The following is a 14799-nucleotide window of genomic DNA, read 5'->3' as shown; positions in this document are numbered from 1 at the left end:
CCCGGGTGGCCCTCGCCTGTGGGTGCGGCGGCGGGGGCCACCCGGCCTTCACGCGGTGGCGGTGCGGGCGTCGTAGTCCTCGCGGTGGGCGAGCACCTCGTCCATGTGCGCCTCGGCCCACGCCTTGATGCCGCGGATCACGTGGTGGAGGGAGAGGCCGAGGTCGGTCAGCTCGTAGGTGACCGTGACCGGGACCGTGGCCGTGGCGGTGCGGGTGAGCAGGCCGTCGCGTTCCAGCGCGCGCAGGGTCTGGGTGAGCATCTTCTGGCTCACCCCGGCGAGCCGGCGGGACAGCTCGGAGTAGCGCATCGACCGCGGCCGGGCGGGCCCGTCGGCCCCGGGGCGCGCGCCGTCGCTGCCGAGCGCGGCCAGGACGAGCGCCACCCACTTGTCGGAGATCCGGTCGAGCAGCTGGCGGCTGGGGCACTCGGCGATGAACGCGTCGTACTCGCCCTTCGCCTCGGCCCGCCTCTGGGCCGCCGTCATCGTCGGCATGACCGGTCCTCCCTACCCAGGGGTTAGCTACGCACTTTCAGGTGCCTACTTCCTGATAGAGAGTTTCACCTCGATGGTGGTGTGGTCAACACCGACCGGAGGAGCCACCCATGACCACCGCCACCTTCCGCGCCGCCGTCGTCCGCGTCCCGGACGGGCCCGACTCGATCGAGATCATCGACGTGCCGGTCGTCGAGCCCGGGCCGGGCGAGGTCCGCGTCGCGGTCGCCGCGGCCGCCGTCAACCCCGTCGACCTCGGGGTCGTGCGCGGCCAGTTCCACGCGTTCGGCTGGGTCGACCAGCCCGACCACACCGGTCTCGGCTGGGACTTCGCCGGCACGGTCGTCGCCACCGGCCCGGGGGTGGACCTGCCGCTCGGCGTCCCGGTCGCCGGCATCGCAGCCGGTGTCGACCGCGCCCTGGGTGCCTATGCCGAGCAGCTCGTCGTGCCGGCAGCCGACGTCGCCGTCGTCCCCGACGGGCTGGACCTGGCCGCGGCGTCCACGGTGCCGCTCAACGGGCTGACCGCGGCCCAGCTCGTCGACCTGCTCGGCGACGCACCCGCCGGCGGCGACCGGCTGCTGGTCACCGGGGCGGCGGGTGCCGTCGGCGGCTACGTCGTCCCGTTCGCCCGCGAGCGCGGCTGGCAGGTCACGGGCCTGGCCAGGGCCGGCGACGAGGAGTTCGTCCTCGGCCTCGGCGCCGCGTTCACCACGCGGGCCGAGTCCGGCTGGGACGCGGTCGCCGACGCCGCCGCGCTGCAGGAGCGCGGCCTCGCCCTGGTCGGCGACGGCGGGGTCTTCGCCGGTGTCCAGCCCGGTGCCGTGGTTGCCCCCGAACGCGGCATCACCGTGCGTACGGTGTCGGTGCACCCCGACGGCACCCGGCTGGCCGAGCTGCTCGCCCGCACCGCGTCGGGCGAGCTGCCGGCCCGGGTGCACGCGGTCGTGCCGCTCGACCGGGTCGCGAAGGTCCACCGCGCCATGGCTGGCGGCGGGGTGCGTGGACGGTACGTCCTCGAGCCCTGACGGCGGCGAGACAGGAGGACCAGCCCATGCGGGTGAGCATGGCCACCAGCGCCGCCGGCACCGGCCGGTCCAACGAGGACTTCGCCGGAGCGGTACCCGGCGCCGTCGTGCTGTTGGACGGCGCCGGAATACCGGGGAGCGAGTCGATCTGCTCCCACGGCGTCGCCTGGTACACCCACCGGCTCGGTGGCGCGTTGCTCGGCATGCTCTCCCGAGGCGACGGGCGCGACGTCGCGGAGATCCTCGCCGCCGCGATCGAGGAGATCGCCGAGGACCACCGCGACACCTGCGACATCAGCGACGTCAACAGCCCGCAGGCGATCGTGGCCGTCGTCCGTGCTTACCGGGGGCGTCTGGACCACCTTCTGCTCGGCGACTCCTTCCTCGTCCTCGACCAGGTCCACGACGGACCGCGCGTGCTCACCGACGAGCGCGAGCTGGCCGCCGTCCGCGCCTGCACGGCGCCGCTTTCCGGGATCCCCGAGGGAACACCGGAGTTCGACCGCCTGTGGGCCTCCTGCGTCGCGGCGCTGCGCGCGCGGCGGAACCGGCCGGGCGGTTACTGGATCGCCAAGGACGACCCGCGGGTGGCGGGGGAAGCGGTGACCGGCAGCGTGGCACTGAGCGAGCTGAACGGCGTCGCGCTGCTGAGCAACGGCGCCAGCCGCGTCCTCGAGCCCTACGGGCTGACCGACTGGCCCGGCGTACTGGAGCTGCTGCGGGCCGAGGGGCCGCGGGAGGTCCTCCGGCGTGTCCGGCAGGCGGAGACCCACCCCGACGCGCCACCCGCCGACGACGCCACGGTCACGCACTGGGTCATCGACTGACCGTGCGGGAACGCGCCCCGGTCGAGCCGCGGACGACCAGCTCCGGCAGGAACACGAACTCCGCGTGCGGAGCGGGCGTGCCGCCGATCTCCTCGAGCAGCGCCCCCACCGCCGCCTGCCCCATCGCCTCCACCGGTTGGCGCAGCGTGGTCAGCGGCGGGTCGGCGAACACGATCAGCGGCGAGTCGTCGAACCCCACGACCGACACGTCCTGCGGTACGGAAAGCCCGCGCTGCCTGGCGGCCCGGATGGCACCGAAGGCCATCAGGTCGCTGCCGCACACGATCGCGGTGCAGTCCTTGTCCAGCAGGGAGTTCGCCGCCGCCTGCCCACCCTCCACGGTGAACAGGGAGTGCGCGACGAGTTCCTCGGCCTGCTCGGCGGTGCAGGGCAGCAGCGTGCGCATGCTCTGCACGAAGCCCTCGATCTTGCGCAGCACCGGCACGAACCGGCGTGGGCCGATCGCGAGCCCGATCCGTTCGTGCCCCAGCTCGACCAGGTGCGAGACGGCCAGCCGCATCGCCGCACGGTCGTCGGTGGACACGAACGGCGCGGACACCTTCTCGGTGTACCCGTTGATCATCACGAACGGCACGCCGCGCCCGGCCAGCTTGACGTAGCGGTTCATGTCCGCGGTGGAGTCCGCGTGCAGGCCCGAGACGAAGACGATCCCGGTCACGCCGCGCTCCACCAGCAGGTCGGTCAGCTGGTCCTCGGTGGAGCCGCCCGGGGTCTGCGTGCAGAGCACCGGCGTGTAGCCGCGGCTGGTCAGCACCTGCTCGATGACCTGCGCGAGCGCCGGGAAGATGGGGTTGCCGAGCTCCGGGGTGATCAGCCCGACCAGCCCGGCGCTGCGTTCCCGGAGCCGGGGCGGACGCTCGTAGCCCAGCAGGTCCATCGCGGCGAGCACGGCCTGCCTGGTGGTGGGGGAGACGCCGGCCTTGCCGTTGAGCACGCGGCTGACCGTGGCCTCGCTGACCCCGGCCTGGGCGGCGAGGTCGGCCAGCCGCGCGGGTCCACCGGCCGACTCCACGCCCATCCCGCGCCTCCCGGTCCTGATGTCTGCAAGATATTACAAGAGAATTCAGCAAACCGGTGTTACCGAAAGCCGATGTCCAGCGTCGCCTCGAGCCGCTGGAGCTCCGCGGAGAGCGTGTCACGCACGGAGTGCAGCCGGTCGACGACGCCGGCCACCTCGGCGACGTGGTCGGCACCGAGCACCCGCTGGGCGTTGGCCAGGGCGAGCCGCCGGATCTCCTCCGCCGAGACCCGCGCGGCGGCGACGATCGCCTCCGCGCGCTCCCTGGCCTCCGCCTCCCAGGCGGGGGCGCCGGTCACCGGGCCGGTGGTCTGCCGCCAGTGCTTGATCCGGTCGATCTCTCGACGCTGCTCCTCGACGGTGGCCGTGAGCACCGCGATGGTCTGGGCGACGCGGTCGAGGAAGTCGTCGACCTGGTCCTCGTTGTACCCGCGGGAAGGAAACCGCGCCGCGTCGAACCGCACGCCCTCGACGGCCTGCGGGGTCAACAACGGCGGATCGTCGGTCATCAGCACAGCTCCTACCTGCACGGTCCGGGCCGGACCATCGGTGTCAGCGCGCCCGACCCACGCCATCACGCACCTAACTACCGCCCCTCGCCAATGTCCAGCGGTGTTGGATGGTCGCTCCCGAGACTGGTGTTCGCGGCCTTTGCGGGTGGTGTCCTGCCGTTGTCAGGTCGCTGCTCCCGGTTCACGTGCTCCCATAAGTCCCGCGCTGTGTTTGATGGTCGCTCCCGCGACTGCGCTAAGACACCGTCTTCCTCCGTCGCGTCCTCGGCGCTGGCGCGCCTGCGGGCGCTCCTACGTCCAGACGGTGTCCGCTCCGTCGCTCCCGCTCCCGGGTCCAGACGGTGTCCGCTCCGTCGCTCCCGCTCCCGGGTCAGATGTCCAGCTCGGCGTCCCGGGCGGCCACCGTTCGGGCGAGCTCGGCGAGCTTGACGTTGAGCTCCTGGGAGGTCCGCCGCAGCAGGTCGAAGGCCTCGTCGGCGTTGATCCCGCGGCGGTGCATGAGGATGCCCTTGGCCTGGCCGATCACGTCGCGGCTGTCGACCGCCTGGCGCAGCTGCGTCTCCCGGAGCTCGGCCAGCCGGACCGCCTCGGTGTTGGCCATGGCCAGTGAGGCGTGGGTGGCCAACAGCATGGCGCGGTCCCGCGTCGCCTCCTCGGCGAGCGCGTCCTCGCGGCGGGAGTAGATGTTGAGCGCCCCGGAGAGCCGGGGCGGCGTGACCTCGGGCAGCAGGGCGGTGGAGAGCACGGACCTGAGGCCCAGGTCGGCGGCGTCGGGACCGAACAGGGGCCAGGCCGGCTCGGTGCCGAGGTTGCCGCTGTGGGTGTAGGCGAGGCCCGGCTTGCGCGAGGCGTCCAGGCACGGTCCGTGTCCGTAGCGCTCCTGCAGTGCGTCCAGCTCCGAGCCGAGCGGGTCGGTCTCCAGGGGCGTGTGCAGCCGGCCGTCGTTCGAGCGCAACGTCACGCTGACCAGATCGGCGGCCGGGACCACCGCGAACGTCGCCCGCATGATGTGGCCGAGCGCCTCGGCGACGGTGTCGGTGTTCAGCAGCCGCCTGGTCAGCTCGGCGAACTGGCGGGCGAGCGGGCTGCGTTCCGGCTCCCCCAGCGGATGCACAGGGGCGTCGGGGTGGGCCACGAACTCCGACTTGTCCCGCTGCCAGGCCTCGTCCTGCCCGTTCTCTCGCCCGTACTCGATCGTCATCCTGTCCACCTCCGTGTTCCCCTCATGCTCCCCTGTCGGGATCACGAGGGGAACGGTGGGGGAAGCCGAAGTCAGCCGGCTCCGGTGAGGGCTTCGGTCCCGGCCCGCACGCGGAACGGCTCGAGCAGCGCACGCTGCTCCTCGGCGCGGCGGACCAGCGCGTCGAAGTCGGTGTCCGGGAGCCGTTCGGCCAGGCCGGCGAGATCGCGCAGGGTCGTCCACAGCTGTTTCTTGCCGTCGATGCCCATCGTGAGGAACTCCAGCTCCTCGAACCGGCTCAGCGGCGAGTAGGACCGCAGCCGGCCGTTGAGCTTGAACCGCCCCAGCCGTTCCGCCGTCCAGGCCAGGCCGGACTTGACCGGGCTCGGCCGCACCCGCAACCGCTCCATGATGTCCCGAAAGGTGTCGACATCTTCCGCGATGGCCGTCGCGACCCCGTCCAGGGTGGCGCCGAGCTCGCTGCCGCGGTTGTTTCCCGCCGAACGTTTCGCCAACTCACGCCAGGCGACGCCGAGGGCGAGCTGGTCGTTGAGATAGATGTCCAGAAACGTGTTCATGCCCCCGGAACTACCCCAAATGTCCGTCTCCATGTGCGTCGAGGTGTGTGCGGGAAAAGCTGGGGTATGCCGGGGCGCGAGGATCCTTCATCGATCGGAGAAGCATCATGACCACGAACACCAAACAGCTACACCCGGTGCGGCTGGCGGCCACGGTCGTGGCGGCTGTGTTCCTGCTGGTCGGGATCCTGGGGTTCGTCCCGGGCATCACGACCGAGTACGACGGCATGACCTTCGCGGGGCACGAGTCGACCGCGATGCTGCTCGGCGTGTTCCACGTCTCGATCCTGCACAACATCGTCCACCTGCTGTTCGGCATCGTCGGGCTCGTGCTGGCCCGCAGCGTTCCCGGCGCCAGGAACTTCCTGATCGGCGGTGGCGCGGTGTACGCGGTGCTGTGGATCTACGGGTTGGTCATCGACCACGACAGTGCCGCCAACTTCGTGCCGCTCAACGGCGCGGACAACTGGCTGCACCTGTTCCTCGCCGTCGGGATGATCGGGCTCGGCGTCGCCCTTGGCCGAGTGCCCGATGACCGCCGAGCGGCCGCCTGACCGAGGGACCGCCCGACTGACCGCCCGGAGAACGGGTAACCGACGTCCCATGGGCAGGACCCCCACACTGCGCCGGCCTCCGGCCGGGCCCACCGAGGACGAGCTCGCCGCACTGGGCGGGTTCGGCCGGGAGGGCCTCTGGACGGTCGCCGGCCGGCGCGTGCGGGTGACCAACCTGGACAAGGTGCTGGTCCCCGCCACGGAGTCCGCCGAGCCCCCGGTCACCAAGCGCGAGCTCATCGCCTACTACGCCCGCATCGCGCCGTTCCTGCTGCCCTACCTGGCCAACCGCCCGGTCAACGCCCACCGCTACCCGGACGGGGTGCACCGGCCGGGCTTCTGGCACAAGGAGGTCCCCGACCACGCGCCGCGGTGGCTGACCAGGTGGCACAACACCGAGGCCGACCCGGACGAGACCCAGTGCTACGCCGTTCTCGACAGCCTGCCGGCGCTGGTCTGGATGGCCAACTTCGCCGGCGTCGAGCTGCATCCGTGGACCTCGGCGCTCCCAGACGTGCACCATCCGACCTGGGCGCTGGTCGACATCGACCCCGGCCCGCGCACGACCTTCGACGAGGTGCTCGCCCTCGCCCGGCTCTACCGCGACGCGCTGGCACACCTCGACGTCGCCGGGATGCCCAAGGTCACCGGGCAGCGCGGCGTCCAGATCTGGATCCCGGTCCGCGACGGCTACACCTTCGACGACACCAGGGGATGGGTGGAGACGGTCTCGCGGGTCATCGGCCGGATCGAGCCGGACCTGGTCAGCTGGGAGTGGTACCGCCACCGGCGCGGCGGCCTCGCCCGGCTCGACTACACCCAGAACGCCATCAACAAGACCCTGGTCGCGCCGTTCAGCGTGCGCCCGAGGCCTGGCGCCCCGGTCTCGGTCCCGATCACCTGGGACGAGCTGGAGGACCCGGCCCTGCGCCCGGACCGGTGGTCCATCCGCACGGTGCTCGCCCGCGTCCGGGAGGTGGGCGACCCCCTGGCCGGGCTCATCGGCCGCCAGCAGGAGTTGCCCCGGCTGTAGCCGCGCCCGGTCTGTCCGGTTCACCGCCCGCGTGTCACCATCTCCGTGCGCTCGCACGCACAGCCACGGAAAGGGATGTCCGTTGTTCAAACGCATGCTCTCCGCCTTCGGGGTCGGTGGCCCCTCTGTCGACACGGTCCTCGACTCCTCGGTGGTCTTCCCGGGGCAGGTGCTCCGCGGTCGGGTCAAGATCCAGGGCGGGACCGGCGACGCGTTGATCGACGAGGTCGCGCTGTCGCTGGTGACCCGGGTCGAGGTCGAGTACGGCGACCACGAGGCGCGCGGCACCGGCGAGTTCCACCGCGTCGTGGTGCAGCGCGAGGTCCGGGTGCCCGCCGGCCAGCCGTTGGAGATCCCGTTCCAGCTCGCCCTGCCCTGGGAGACCCCGGTGACCGCGGTGGGCGAGGTGACGCTGCCGGGGATGACCGTCGGTGTGCGGACCGAGCTCGAGATCAAGGGCGCGCCGGACCCGGGCGACCTGGACCCGCTGACCGTGCGCCCGCTGCCGTCCCAGAACCGGGTGCTCGAGGCGTTCGGGGAGCTGGGCGCGACCTTCCGGTCCGCGGACGTCGAGGTCGGCCGGCTGCACGGCGTACCCCAGCAGATCCCCTTCTACCAGGAGCTCGAGTTCTTCCCGCCCAGCCATCACGCCGGGCGGCTCAACCAGGTCGAGCTGACGTTCGTCGCGACCCCGCGGGACCTGTGGGTGGTGCTGGAGGCCGACAAGCGCGGTGGGCTGTTCCGGCCCGGTGGGGACACCTTCGGCCGGTTCTCGATGCCGCACGAGGAGGCCGAGAAGGCCGACTGGGCGCGGCTGGTCGACCAGTGGCTCACCCAGGCCGCCGAGCGCGGGCCGTTCGGCGCGGCCGGCTTCACCGGGCACGGCCACGGACGTCCCGGGCACCGCGGCTCGGGCATGGGCGGGATGCTCGGCGGCGCGGCGGCCGGGCTCGCCGGCGGCATGATCCTCGGGGACATGATGGACGGCGGCCTGATCGACGGCGATGACTTCGGCGGCGGTGACTTCGGCGGCGAGGAGTGACCCCCTGACCCCCGGGGACCCCGTCCGGGTGCCCCTGTGACAGCTCCCTCAGCTCTCTGGCCGCGGCGCCGATCGTGGCGCCGTGGTCGGAGGCGGAGGTCGGGGCATGACGGTTCGCGTGGTGCGGCGCGTGGTGGGCGCGCTGCTGGTCTCACTGCTGGTGCTGCTCGACATCGTCGTGAGCGCGCCGGCGGCCGGCGCGGCGGGCTCGACCCGCTGCGGTGAGGCGGGGACCCCCTCGGTCCTCGCGCTGCAGGACAACCACTTCTACATCGACTCCGCCAGCACTGCGCGGCTGCTGTCGGGGTACGCCGGCTACCGGGTGAACGCCGGCGGCTCGGCCAGGAACAACCTCTGGCTCGAGGTGGGCGGGTTCACCGGCGGCGTCCTCGGACTCGCCTCCGGGCAGGCGCCCGCGGTGCCGCTGCCCGAGCTCGTGGCCGGGGCGAGCTCGGTGCGCTACCTGATGCTCACCGCCACCGGACCGACCACCGTCGCCCAGTCCCACACGGTCACCCTGTACGACGGGCCCCCCGGGTCGGGCAGCGCCCTGTGCAGCCGCACGTTCACCTACACCGACGTCGTGGACACGATCAAGGCGCTGGCCAACAAGGTCGACGGCGTCTCGTCCACCGCAAGCCCTGCCGCCCGCCTCGGCGACACCGTCACCGTGACCGTGACCGGCCACACCGGCACCCTGGGCGCCGGCCCCGCCAACGACCCCGGCGTGCTCGGCTACACCCCGAACGCCCTCGGCGACTTCCCGGCCTCCGCCTGGCAGCTGGAGCGCACCGAGCTGCAGATCTCCCCGGACGGGGTCGCCGCATCCCGGACGTTCGTCGACGGGCTCTACCTGTCGGGCGCCAGCGGGCCGAACCGCCCCTACACCGCGCGGTACACCTTTCGCGCGGTCGGCCCCACGAGCACCCCGGCCCGGGTGCTGCCGATCCAGTACATCGCCAGTGGAACCCAGGTGAAGCACACCGACGCCGGCACGGCCGCCGTCGGCTCGCTGCCGACCGTGTCCACCGTCGCGCCGGTGACCCTCACCAAGGCGCTCACCGCACCGGCCGGCGGGGTGCTGCCCGGCGGCGGCGGAACCGCCTCCTACGCGCTCCGCCTGGTCAACAGCGGCCCCACGGCCGGAACCGTCGACTGGGTGAGCGACACGATCCCCACCGACGCCGGCTACGTGCCCGGCAGCATCCGGCTCGACGGCCGACCCACCGCCGAGCCGCGGATCTCCGGGCAGACCCTGGTCGTCCCCGGCCCGCTGACCGTTCCCGCGGCTGGCTCCTCGGTGCTCACCTACTCCCTGCTGCTCGGCGCGACGCCGGGCGAGCGGGTGAACTCCGCGGTCGCCCACTTCGGCCAGTCGGTCCTGGACAGCACGGCCGACGTCACCACCTCCGCACCGGCGCGCGCCACGGTGACCGTGCTCGGCACGTCGTCCCTCGGCGTCACCGACGACACCGCCGTCACCGACGCCGGCACCCCCGTCGGGGTGGACGTCCTGGCCAACGACACCAGCCCCGCCGGGCTGCCGCTGCGGGTCAGCGGGGTCGGCACGACGAGCGGCGGTACCGCCGTCCTGAACGCCGACGGCACGGTCACCTTCACCCCGGCGACGGGCACCTCGGGCAACGGGACGTTCACCTACACCGCGACCGACGGGTTCACCTCCGCCACCGCGACCGTGACCGTCGCCGTGCTCCCCAAGGCCGTCGGCGACAGCTACAGCACCGGGCGCGGCACCGCCCTGTCGGCCGCGACCGTGCTCGCCAACGACGCCTGCACGGGCTGCACCGTCGCCACCACCCCGGTCAGCGGGCCGCTGCTGAACGGGGCCCCCAGCGGCACCCTCACCCTGGCCGCGAACGGGACGTTCACCTACACGCCGGCCACCGGCGCCACCGGCGCCGTCACCTTCACCTACCGGGCCACCGACGCCGCCGGGCGCAGCACCGACGGCGTGGTCCGGATCGACGTCGCCGACCTCGCCCCCGACCGGATCACCACCCCGTTCGGCACCGCGGTCGTGGTCCCCGTGCAGGCCAACGACCCGGGCTGCACGGGCGGCTGCAAGCCGCAGGCCGGTACGGCCGCGGGCCGGGGCACGGTCACCTACTCCAGCGGTGGCACGGTCACCGTCACCTACACGCCCACCGCCGGCCTGTGGGGCCTGGACAGCTTCGCCTACGGCATCACCGGCAGCTCGGGCAGCCTCATCACCCCCGTCACCGTGCTGGTCGCGCCGCCGGCGAGCACCCTGCGCACCACCTACGGGGTCAGCGCCACCGCGCCGCTGCCCACCGGTGGCTCCTGCGCCGGCTGCGTCTACTCGTTGGGCACCGCACCCGCCCACGGGTCGGTCTCGATCGACCCCGCGTCCGGGGTGGCCACCTACAGCCCCGCCGCCGGCTACGCCGGCCCGGACTCGTTCACCTACGTGGTGGCCGACCCGGTCAGCGGCCTGCGAGTGACCGGCGCGGTCACCACCACGGTCGGCCCCGACGCCGTCGACGACGCGGTGTCGGTCCTGCTCGGCGACACGGTCTCCGGCGACGTGTCGACCAACGACTCCTGCCCGGCGACCTGCACCCGCACGAAGCTCACCGACCCGGCCGCGGGGTCGGTCACGTTCGCCGGCAGCGGCGCGTTCACCTACACGCCGGGCACCGCCATCGGCACGTTCCCGTTCACCTACCGGGTGACCAGCAGCGTCTCCGGAACAGCCGCCGACGACGCGACGGTCCGGGTGAGCGTGCGCGGCGCCGTCGACGACACCGCGTCCACCGCACCCGGCGTGCCGGTCGTGGTGGCCGTGCGCGCCAACGACCCCTGCACCGCCTGCACCCTCGACGCGGTCACGACCCCCACCTCCGGCACGGCCGAGATCAGTGGGAACGCGGTGCGGTACACCCCGGCCCCCGGCTTCTCCGGCCAGGCCCGGTTCTCCTACACCCTCGGCCAGGCCGGCGCCACGACCAGCGCCGAGGTCGTGGTGACCGTCGTCCCCACCGCGGTCGACGACCAGGTCACGACGGTCGTCGGCACGCCCGTCGACGTGCTCCCGCTCGCCAACGACCTCTGCGCCAACTGCGCGCTGACCGGGCTCGGCACCCCCACCTCGGGCACGGCGACGATCACCGGTGACCGGGTCACGTTCACCCCCGGCGGGGCCGGGACGGCCACGTTCACCTACCGCGCCGTGGACGGCTCGGGCAATGTCCTCACCGGAACCGTGACCGTGGACGTGGCGCAGGCGCCACTGCTCGCGGCGGACCGGGCGACCACCGCCGGCCCCGCGCCGGTCGCGGTGTCCGTGCTGGCCAACGACTCCTGCGCCGGCTGCACGGTCTCGGTGGCCACCGACCCCGCGCACGGCGCGGTCGTGGTCGACGTGCGCTCGCGGCTCGTCTACCGCGCGGCGCCCGGGTTCAGCGGTACCGACACGCTCCGCTACACCGCGACCGACCCGGTGACCGGCGCGTTCGCCAGCACCGAGGTCGACCTCACGGTCACCCCGGTCGCGGCCGACGACAGCGCGTTCACCGCGGTGGGCACGCCCGTCGTGGTCGACGTGCTGGCCAACGACTCCTGCACGTCCTGCACGACGAGCACCGGTGCCGTGACCGGGTCCGCGACCGTCGACGTCGTGCCGGGTGGCATCCGGGTGGTTCCGGCGGCCGGGTGGAGCGGCACGGTGACCGTCCCCTACACCGTCACCGACCCCGTCACCGGCCACTCGGCGGCCGCGATGCTGACCGTGGAGGTCAACGACGCGCGACCGGACTCGACGACCGCCGCCTACGGCGCCGTGGTCAGCGGTCTGGACGTGCTCGCCAACGACGAGTGCCAGGGCTGTGTGCTCCAGTCGGTGGGGGCCGCCGACTACGGGACCGCGTCGGTCGTCGACGGCCGGGTCGACTGGCGGCCGCCGGCGGAGTTCTCCGGGCTGGCCACGTTCACCTACACCGCCGGCGACGGCGAGCGGACCGCGACCTCGACCGTGCGCGTCCTGGTCACGCCGCCCGTGCTGCGGCTGACCGTCCCGGTGAACCAGCCGGTGGCCGTCACCCCGCCGTCCGCGCCGACCTGCGCGGGCTGCGTGGTCACCGTGCGCACCGCCGCCGAGCACGGCGACGTGGACGAGAACCTCGGCTACACGCCGGCCCCGGACTACGTCGGGACGGACACGTTCACCTACCGCGTCACCGACCCGGTCTCCCACCGCTGGGTCGAGTCCACTGTGGAGCTCACGGTGGCGGCACCCGACCCGCGGCCGGAGCTGTCCGTGCGCGGGACGGCGCCGGACCCGGGCGCCGTGCCGAGGGCGGGGCGGACGATCACGTGGACGTGGACGGTGACCAACACCGGCGACGTGGCGTTGGACGAGCTCACCGCCGGTGCCGGCACCGTCTGCCCGGTGGCTGAGCTCGCCGTCGGCGCGAGCACCGACTGCACGAGCGACCACACGCTCACCCAGGCCGAGGTCGACGCCGGCACGGTCGGGCGCGCGGTGTCCGTGACCGCGAGCAGCGTGGCCGGACCGGTCGACGACGCCGCGTCGGTCGACGTGGCGCTCGCCCGGGTTCCCGGCCTGGCGCTCGAGGCCGCCGCGGTGCTCGCGGCCGGTGAGATCGCCCTGACCTACACCCCGGCGAACACCGGTAACACGACGCTGCGCCAGGTCGCCGTGACCCTCGCCGACGGGACGGAGCTGGCCTGCGCCGCAACCCAGCTGGCGCCCGGCGAGCACACCGACTGCACGGGAACGCACCGGGTGACCCCGGCCGATGAGGCCGCGGGGGAGTGGACGTCGTGGGGAACCGCCACCGCGGTCTCACCGGGGGCGACGGGCCCCCTGACCGCGGAGGACGGCACGGCGACCCCGCTCGCCCCCGGCACGACGACCACCACCACCACCACGACCACCGAGCCCACCTCCACGGAGACGACCTCCACGACCGAGACGACCTCGACGACCGGAACGACCTCGACGGAGACGACGGAGACCACGTCGACCACGGAGACCACGGAGACCACGTCGACCACGGAGACCACGTCGACCACGGAGACGACGTCCACCACGGAGACGACGTCCACTACGGAGACCACCTCGCCCACGGAGACGACCTCCACGAGCGAGACCACCTCGTCCAGCACGCCGTCCTCGTCGTCCAGCGCGCCCTCCTCGAGCACGTCGTCCAGCGCTCCGTCGAGCACGTCCCCGAGCGCTCCGTCGAGCACGTCGTCCCCGACGGAGACGTCCGCGTCCTCGCCACCGTCCTCCACCGAGCCACCCGAGCCCGTCGACCCGGTGGCGACAGTCACCGGCGTGGTGTGGTTCGACCGCAACGTCAACGGTCGGCGCGAGGCCACCGAGTGGCCCCTGCCGGGCGTCAGCGTGACGCTGCGCCCCGCGGCCGCGGCCGGCCCGGCGGCGTTCGGGGCCGCGGCGACCGACACCGAGCTGGCCACGACGACAGCCGCCGACGGCAGCTACCGCTTCACCGACGTCCCGCCCGGCGACTACACGGTCAGGGCCTCGGTCGTGGCCGCCGGCTTCGCCTACACCTCAGACAGCGACGGCAGCGCCGACTGGACCGTCGAGGTGTCGGTGACCGGCGCCGCCGCGGAGGCCGACTTCGCGGGGGTCGGCAGCGGCGCGCTGGGCGGCACGATCGTCGACAGTGTCACCGGCGCCCCCATCGCCAGCGCCGAGGTCACCTGCCTCTGGGCAGGCTTCGACGACACCATGAACACCGACGATGACGTCCGCATGGACATCACCGCCGGCGCGGACGGCGGGTTCACCCTGAACCGGCTGCCCTACGGCCAGTACTCCTGCATCGGCACCGACCCGGTCACCGGCGCGGTCTCCGCGCCGGTCCAGCTCAGCGTCATGTCCGCCGTGCCGGTGTACGCCAAGCTCCCGATCGGCACGCCCGAGAAGCCCGCTCCCCAGCTCCCGCCGACGGTCGACACCGTCCGGACGCAGCTCGCCTACACGGGCACCCGGGCCGGCTGGCTCGTCGGTCTCGCCGCGGGCCTGCTGCTCGCCGGCGGTGCGCTGGTCACCGCCACCACCCGCCGGCGACGGGGCAGGGACGTGCCCTAGGGTCGGCCGCGGGCGGGGGTCTGCCCCGCGACGCCGTGGCGCAGCGGCGTGTTGGACTCGGCCGCCGTCGAGGGCTGCACGGGTGAGCCACCCGATGTGCCGGACACCTCGGGGGCGCGCGCCGGGTCGCCCGGAGACGGCTCGGCCCCGGCGGTCAGGTCCGCGAGCCGGGCGTCGAGCAGCTCCAGCACCGGGACGCGGTTGCCGTGCGCGCGTTCGTGGTCGAGGACCGCGCGCAGCTGTCCCTCGTCCAGGGACCGGATCCGGTGGCGCAGGTCCCCGATCGCGAGCTGGTCGTAGTCGGCCAGCGGCAGTTCTTCGTGTGCCATGTCCATCCCCTCCCGTGTCCGGCGGCTACCCGTTCACCGCGGCCCGAAACGGGGGCGA

General features: G+C 73.4%; 12 protein-coding genes. 6 read left to right on the top strand and 6 right to left on the bottom strand.

What is annotated here, in order from left to right:
• Positions 1–48: 48 nt before the first annotated feature.
• A complete protein-coding gene (locus tag BU204_RS21350; protein ID WP_075127489.1) occupies positions 49–495 on the bottom strand; it encodes a winged helix-turn-helix transcriptional regulator in 447 nt (148 codons plus the stop codon).
• 110 nt (positions 496–605) lie between these two features.
• Between BU204_RS21350 and BU204_RS21345 the strand changes: the two genes are divergently transcribed.
• On the top strand, positions 606–1523 hold the full coding sequence (locus BU204_RS21345; RefSeq protein ID WP_075127488.1) for an alcohol dehydrogenase catalytic domain-containing protein: 918 nt from the start codon (positions 606–608) through the stop codon (positions 1521–1523).
• A gap of 26 nt (positions 1524–1549) precedes the next feature.
• A complete protein-coding gene (locus BU204_RS21340) occupies positions 1550–2350 on the top strand; it encodes a hypothetical protein (RefSeq protein ID WP_198942942.1) in 801 nt (266 codons plus the stop codon).
• On the opposite strand, the gene BU204_RS21335 is transcribed toward BU204_RS21340, so the two are convergent.
• From BU204_RS21335 to BU204_RS21320, 4 genes are all read right to left on the bottom strand, one after another.
• Positions 2340–3389 carry a LacI family DNA-binding transcriptional regulator gene (locus BU204_RS21335; protein ID WP_075127487.1) on the bottom strand — a complete coding sequence of 350 codons (1050 nt, stop codon included), beginning with the start codon at positions 3387–3389 and terminating at the stop codon, positions 2340–2342. The two genes, BU204_RS21340 and BU204_RS21335, sit on opposite strands and share 11 nt — an antisense overlap.
• A 59-nt stretch (positions 3390–3448) precedes the next feature.
• Positions 3449–3898, bottom strand: coding sequence for a DivIVA domain-containing protein (locus tag BU204_RS21330; RefSeq protein ID WP_158073487.1), 450 nt, complete (start codon positions 3896–3898; stop codon positions 3449–3451).
• A 373-nt stretch (positions 3899–4271) separates the two neighbouring features.
• Positions 4272–5102, bottom strand: coding sequence for an ANTAR domain-containing response regulator (locus BU204_RS21325; protein WP_083661489.1), 831 nt, complete (start codon positions 5100–5102; stop codon positions 4272–4274).
• A gap of 71 nt (positions 5103–5173) precedes the next feature.
• Positions 5174–5659, bottom strand: coding sequence for a hypothetical protein (locus tag BU204_RS21320; RefSeq protein WP_075127485.1), 486 nt, complete (start codon positions 5657–5659; stop codon positions 5174–5176).
• A 107-nt stretch (positions 5660–5766) separates the two neighbouring features.
• Here BU204_RS21320 and BU204_RS21315 point away from each other — a divergent pair, with 107 nt between their 5' ends.
• From BU204_RS21315 to BU204_RS21300, 4 genes are all read left to right on the top strand, one after another.
• Positions 5767–6213 (top strand): DUF4383 domain-containing protein, encoded by a 447-nt coding sequence (locus tag BU204_RS21315; protein WP_075127484.1) that lies wholly within the window; start codon positions 5767–5769, stop codon positions 6211–6213.
• Between the two features lie 49 nt (positions 6214–6262).
• Positions 6263–7246 (top strand): DNA polymerase domain-containing protein, encoded by a 984-nt coding sequence (locus BU204_RS21310; RefSeq protein WP_233160446.1) that lies wholly within the window; start codon positions 6263–6265, stop codon positions 7244–7246.
• Between the two features lie 82 nt (positions 7247–7328).
• On the top strand, positions 7329–8288 hold the full coding sequence (locus tag BU204_RS21305; RefSeq protein WP_075127483.1) for a sporulation protein: 960 nt from the start codon (positions 7329–7331) through the stop codon (positions 8286–8288).
• A 106-nt stretch (positions 8289–8394) separates the two neighbouring features.
• Positions 8395–14412 carry an Ig-like domain-containing protein gene (locus BU204_RS21300; RefSeq protein WP_075127482.1) on the top strand — a complete coding sequence of 2006 codons (6018 nt, stop codon included), beginning with the start codon at positions 8395–8397 and terminating at the stop codon, positions 14410–14412.
• On the opposite strand, the gene BU204_RS21295 is transcribed toward BU204_RS21300, so the two are convergent.
• A complete protein-coding gene (locus tag BU204_RS21295) occupies positions 14409–14741 on the bottom strand; it encodes a hypothetical protein (protein ID WP_075127570.1) in 333 nt (110 codons plus the stop codon). The genes BU204_RS21300 and BU204_RS21295 overlap by 4 nt on opposite strands.
• Positions 14742–14799: the final 58 nt, after the last annotated feature.

This window comes from Actinophytocola xanthii (assembly GCF_001921205.1).
Classification (GTDB): domain Bacteria; phylum Actinomycetota; class Actinomycetes; order Mycobacteriales; family Pseudonocardiaceae; genus Actinophytocola; species Actinophytocola xanthii.
Note: the sequence above shows the minus strand (reverse complement) of the source record. Positions and strands in the feature narration are given on the sequence as shown.

Excerpts from the sequence above, each read along its gene's own strand:
- BU204_RS21350 (WP_075127489.1), bottom strand. The coding sequence starts at position 495 with ATGCCGACGATGACGGCGGCCCAGAGGCGGGCCGAGGCGAAGGGCGAG.
- BU204_RS21345 (WP_075127488.1), top strand. The coding sequence starts at position 606 with ATGACCACCGCCACCTTCCGCGCCGCCGTCGTCCGCGTCCCGGACGGG.
- BU204_RS21340 (WP_198942942.1), top strand. The coding sequence starts at position 1,550 with ATGCGGGTGAGCATGGCCACCAGCGCCGCCGGCACCGGCCGGTCCAAC.
- BU204_RS21335 (WP_075127487.1), bottom strand. The coding sequence starts at position 3,389 with ATGGGCGTGGAGTCGGCCGGTGGACCCGCGCGGCTGGCCGACCTCGCC.
- BU204_RS21330 (WP_158073487.1), bottom strand. The coding sequence starts at position 3,898 with ATGACCGACGATCCGCCGTTGTTGACCCCGCAGGCCGTCGAGGGCGTG.
- BU204_RS21325 (WP_083661489.1), bottom strand. The coding sequence starts at position 5,102 with ATGACGATCGAGTACGGGCGAGAGAACGGGCAGGACGAGGCCTGGCAG.
- BU204_RS21320 (WP_075127485.1), bottom strand. The coding sequence starts at position 5,659 with ATGAACACGTTTCTGGACATCTATCTCAACGACCAGCTCGCCCTCGGC.
- BU204_RS21315 (WP_075127484.1), top strand. The coding sequence starts at position 5,767 with ATGACCACGAACACCAAACAGCTACACCCGGTGCGGCTGGCGGCCACG.
- BU204_RS21310 (WP_233160446.1), top strand. The coding sequence starts at position 6,263 with ATGGGCAGGACCCCCACACTGCGCCGGCCTCCGGCCGGGCCCACCGAG.
- BU204_RS21300 (WP_075127482.1), top strand. The coding sequence starts at position 8,395 with ATGACGGTTCGCGTGGTGCGGCGCGTGGTGGGCGCGCTGCTGGTCTCA.
- BU204_RS21295 (WP_075127570.1), bottom strand. The coding sequence starts at position 14,741 with ATGGCACACGAAGAACTGCCGCTGGCCGACTACGACCAGCTCGCGATC.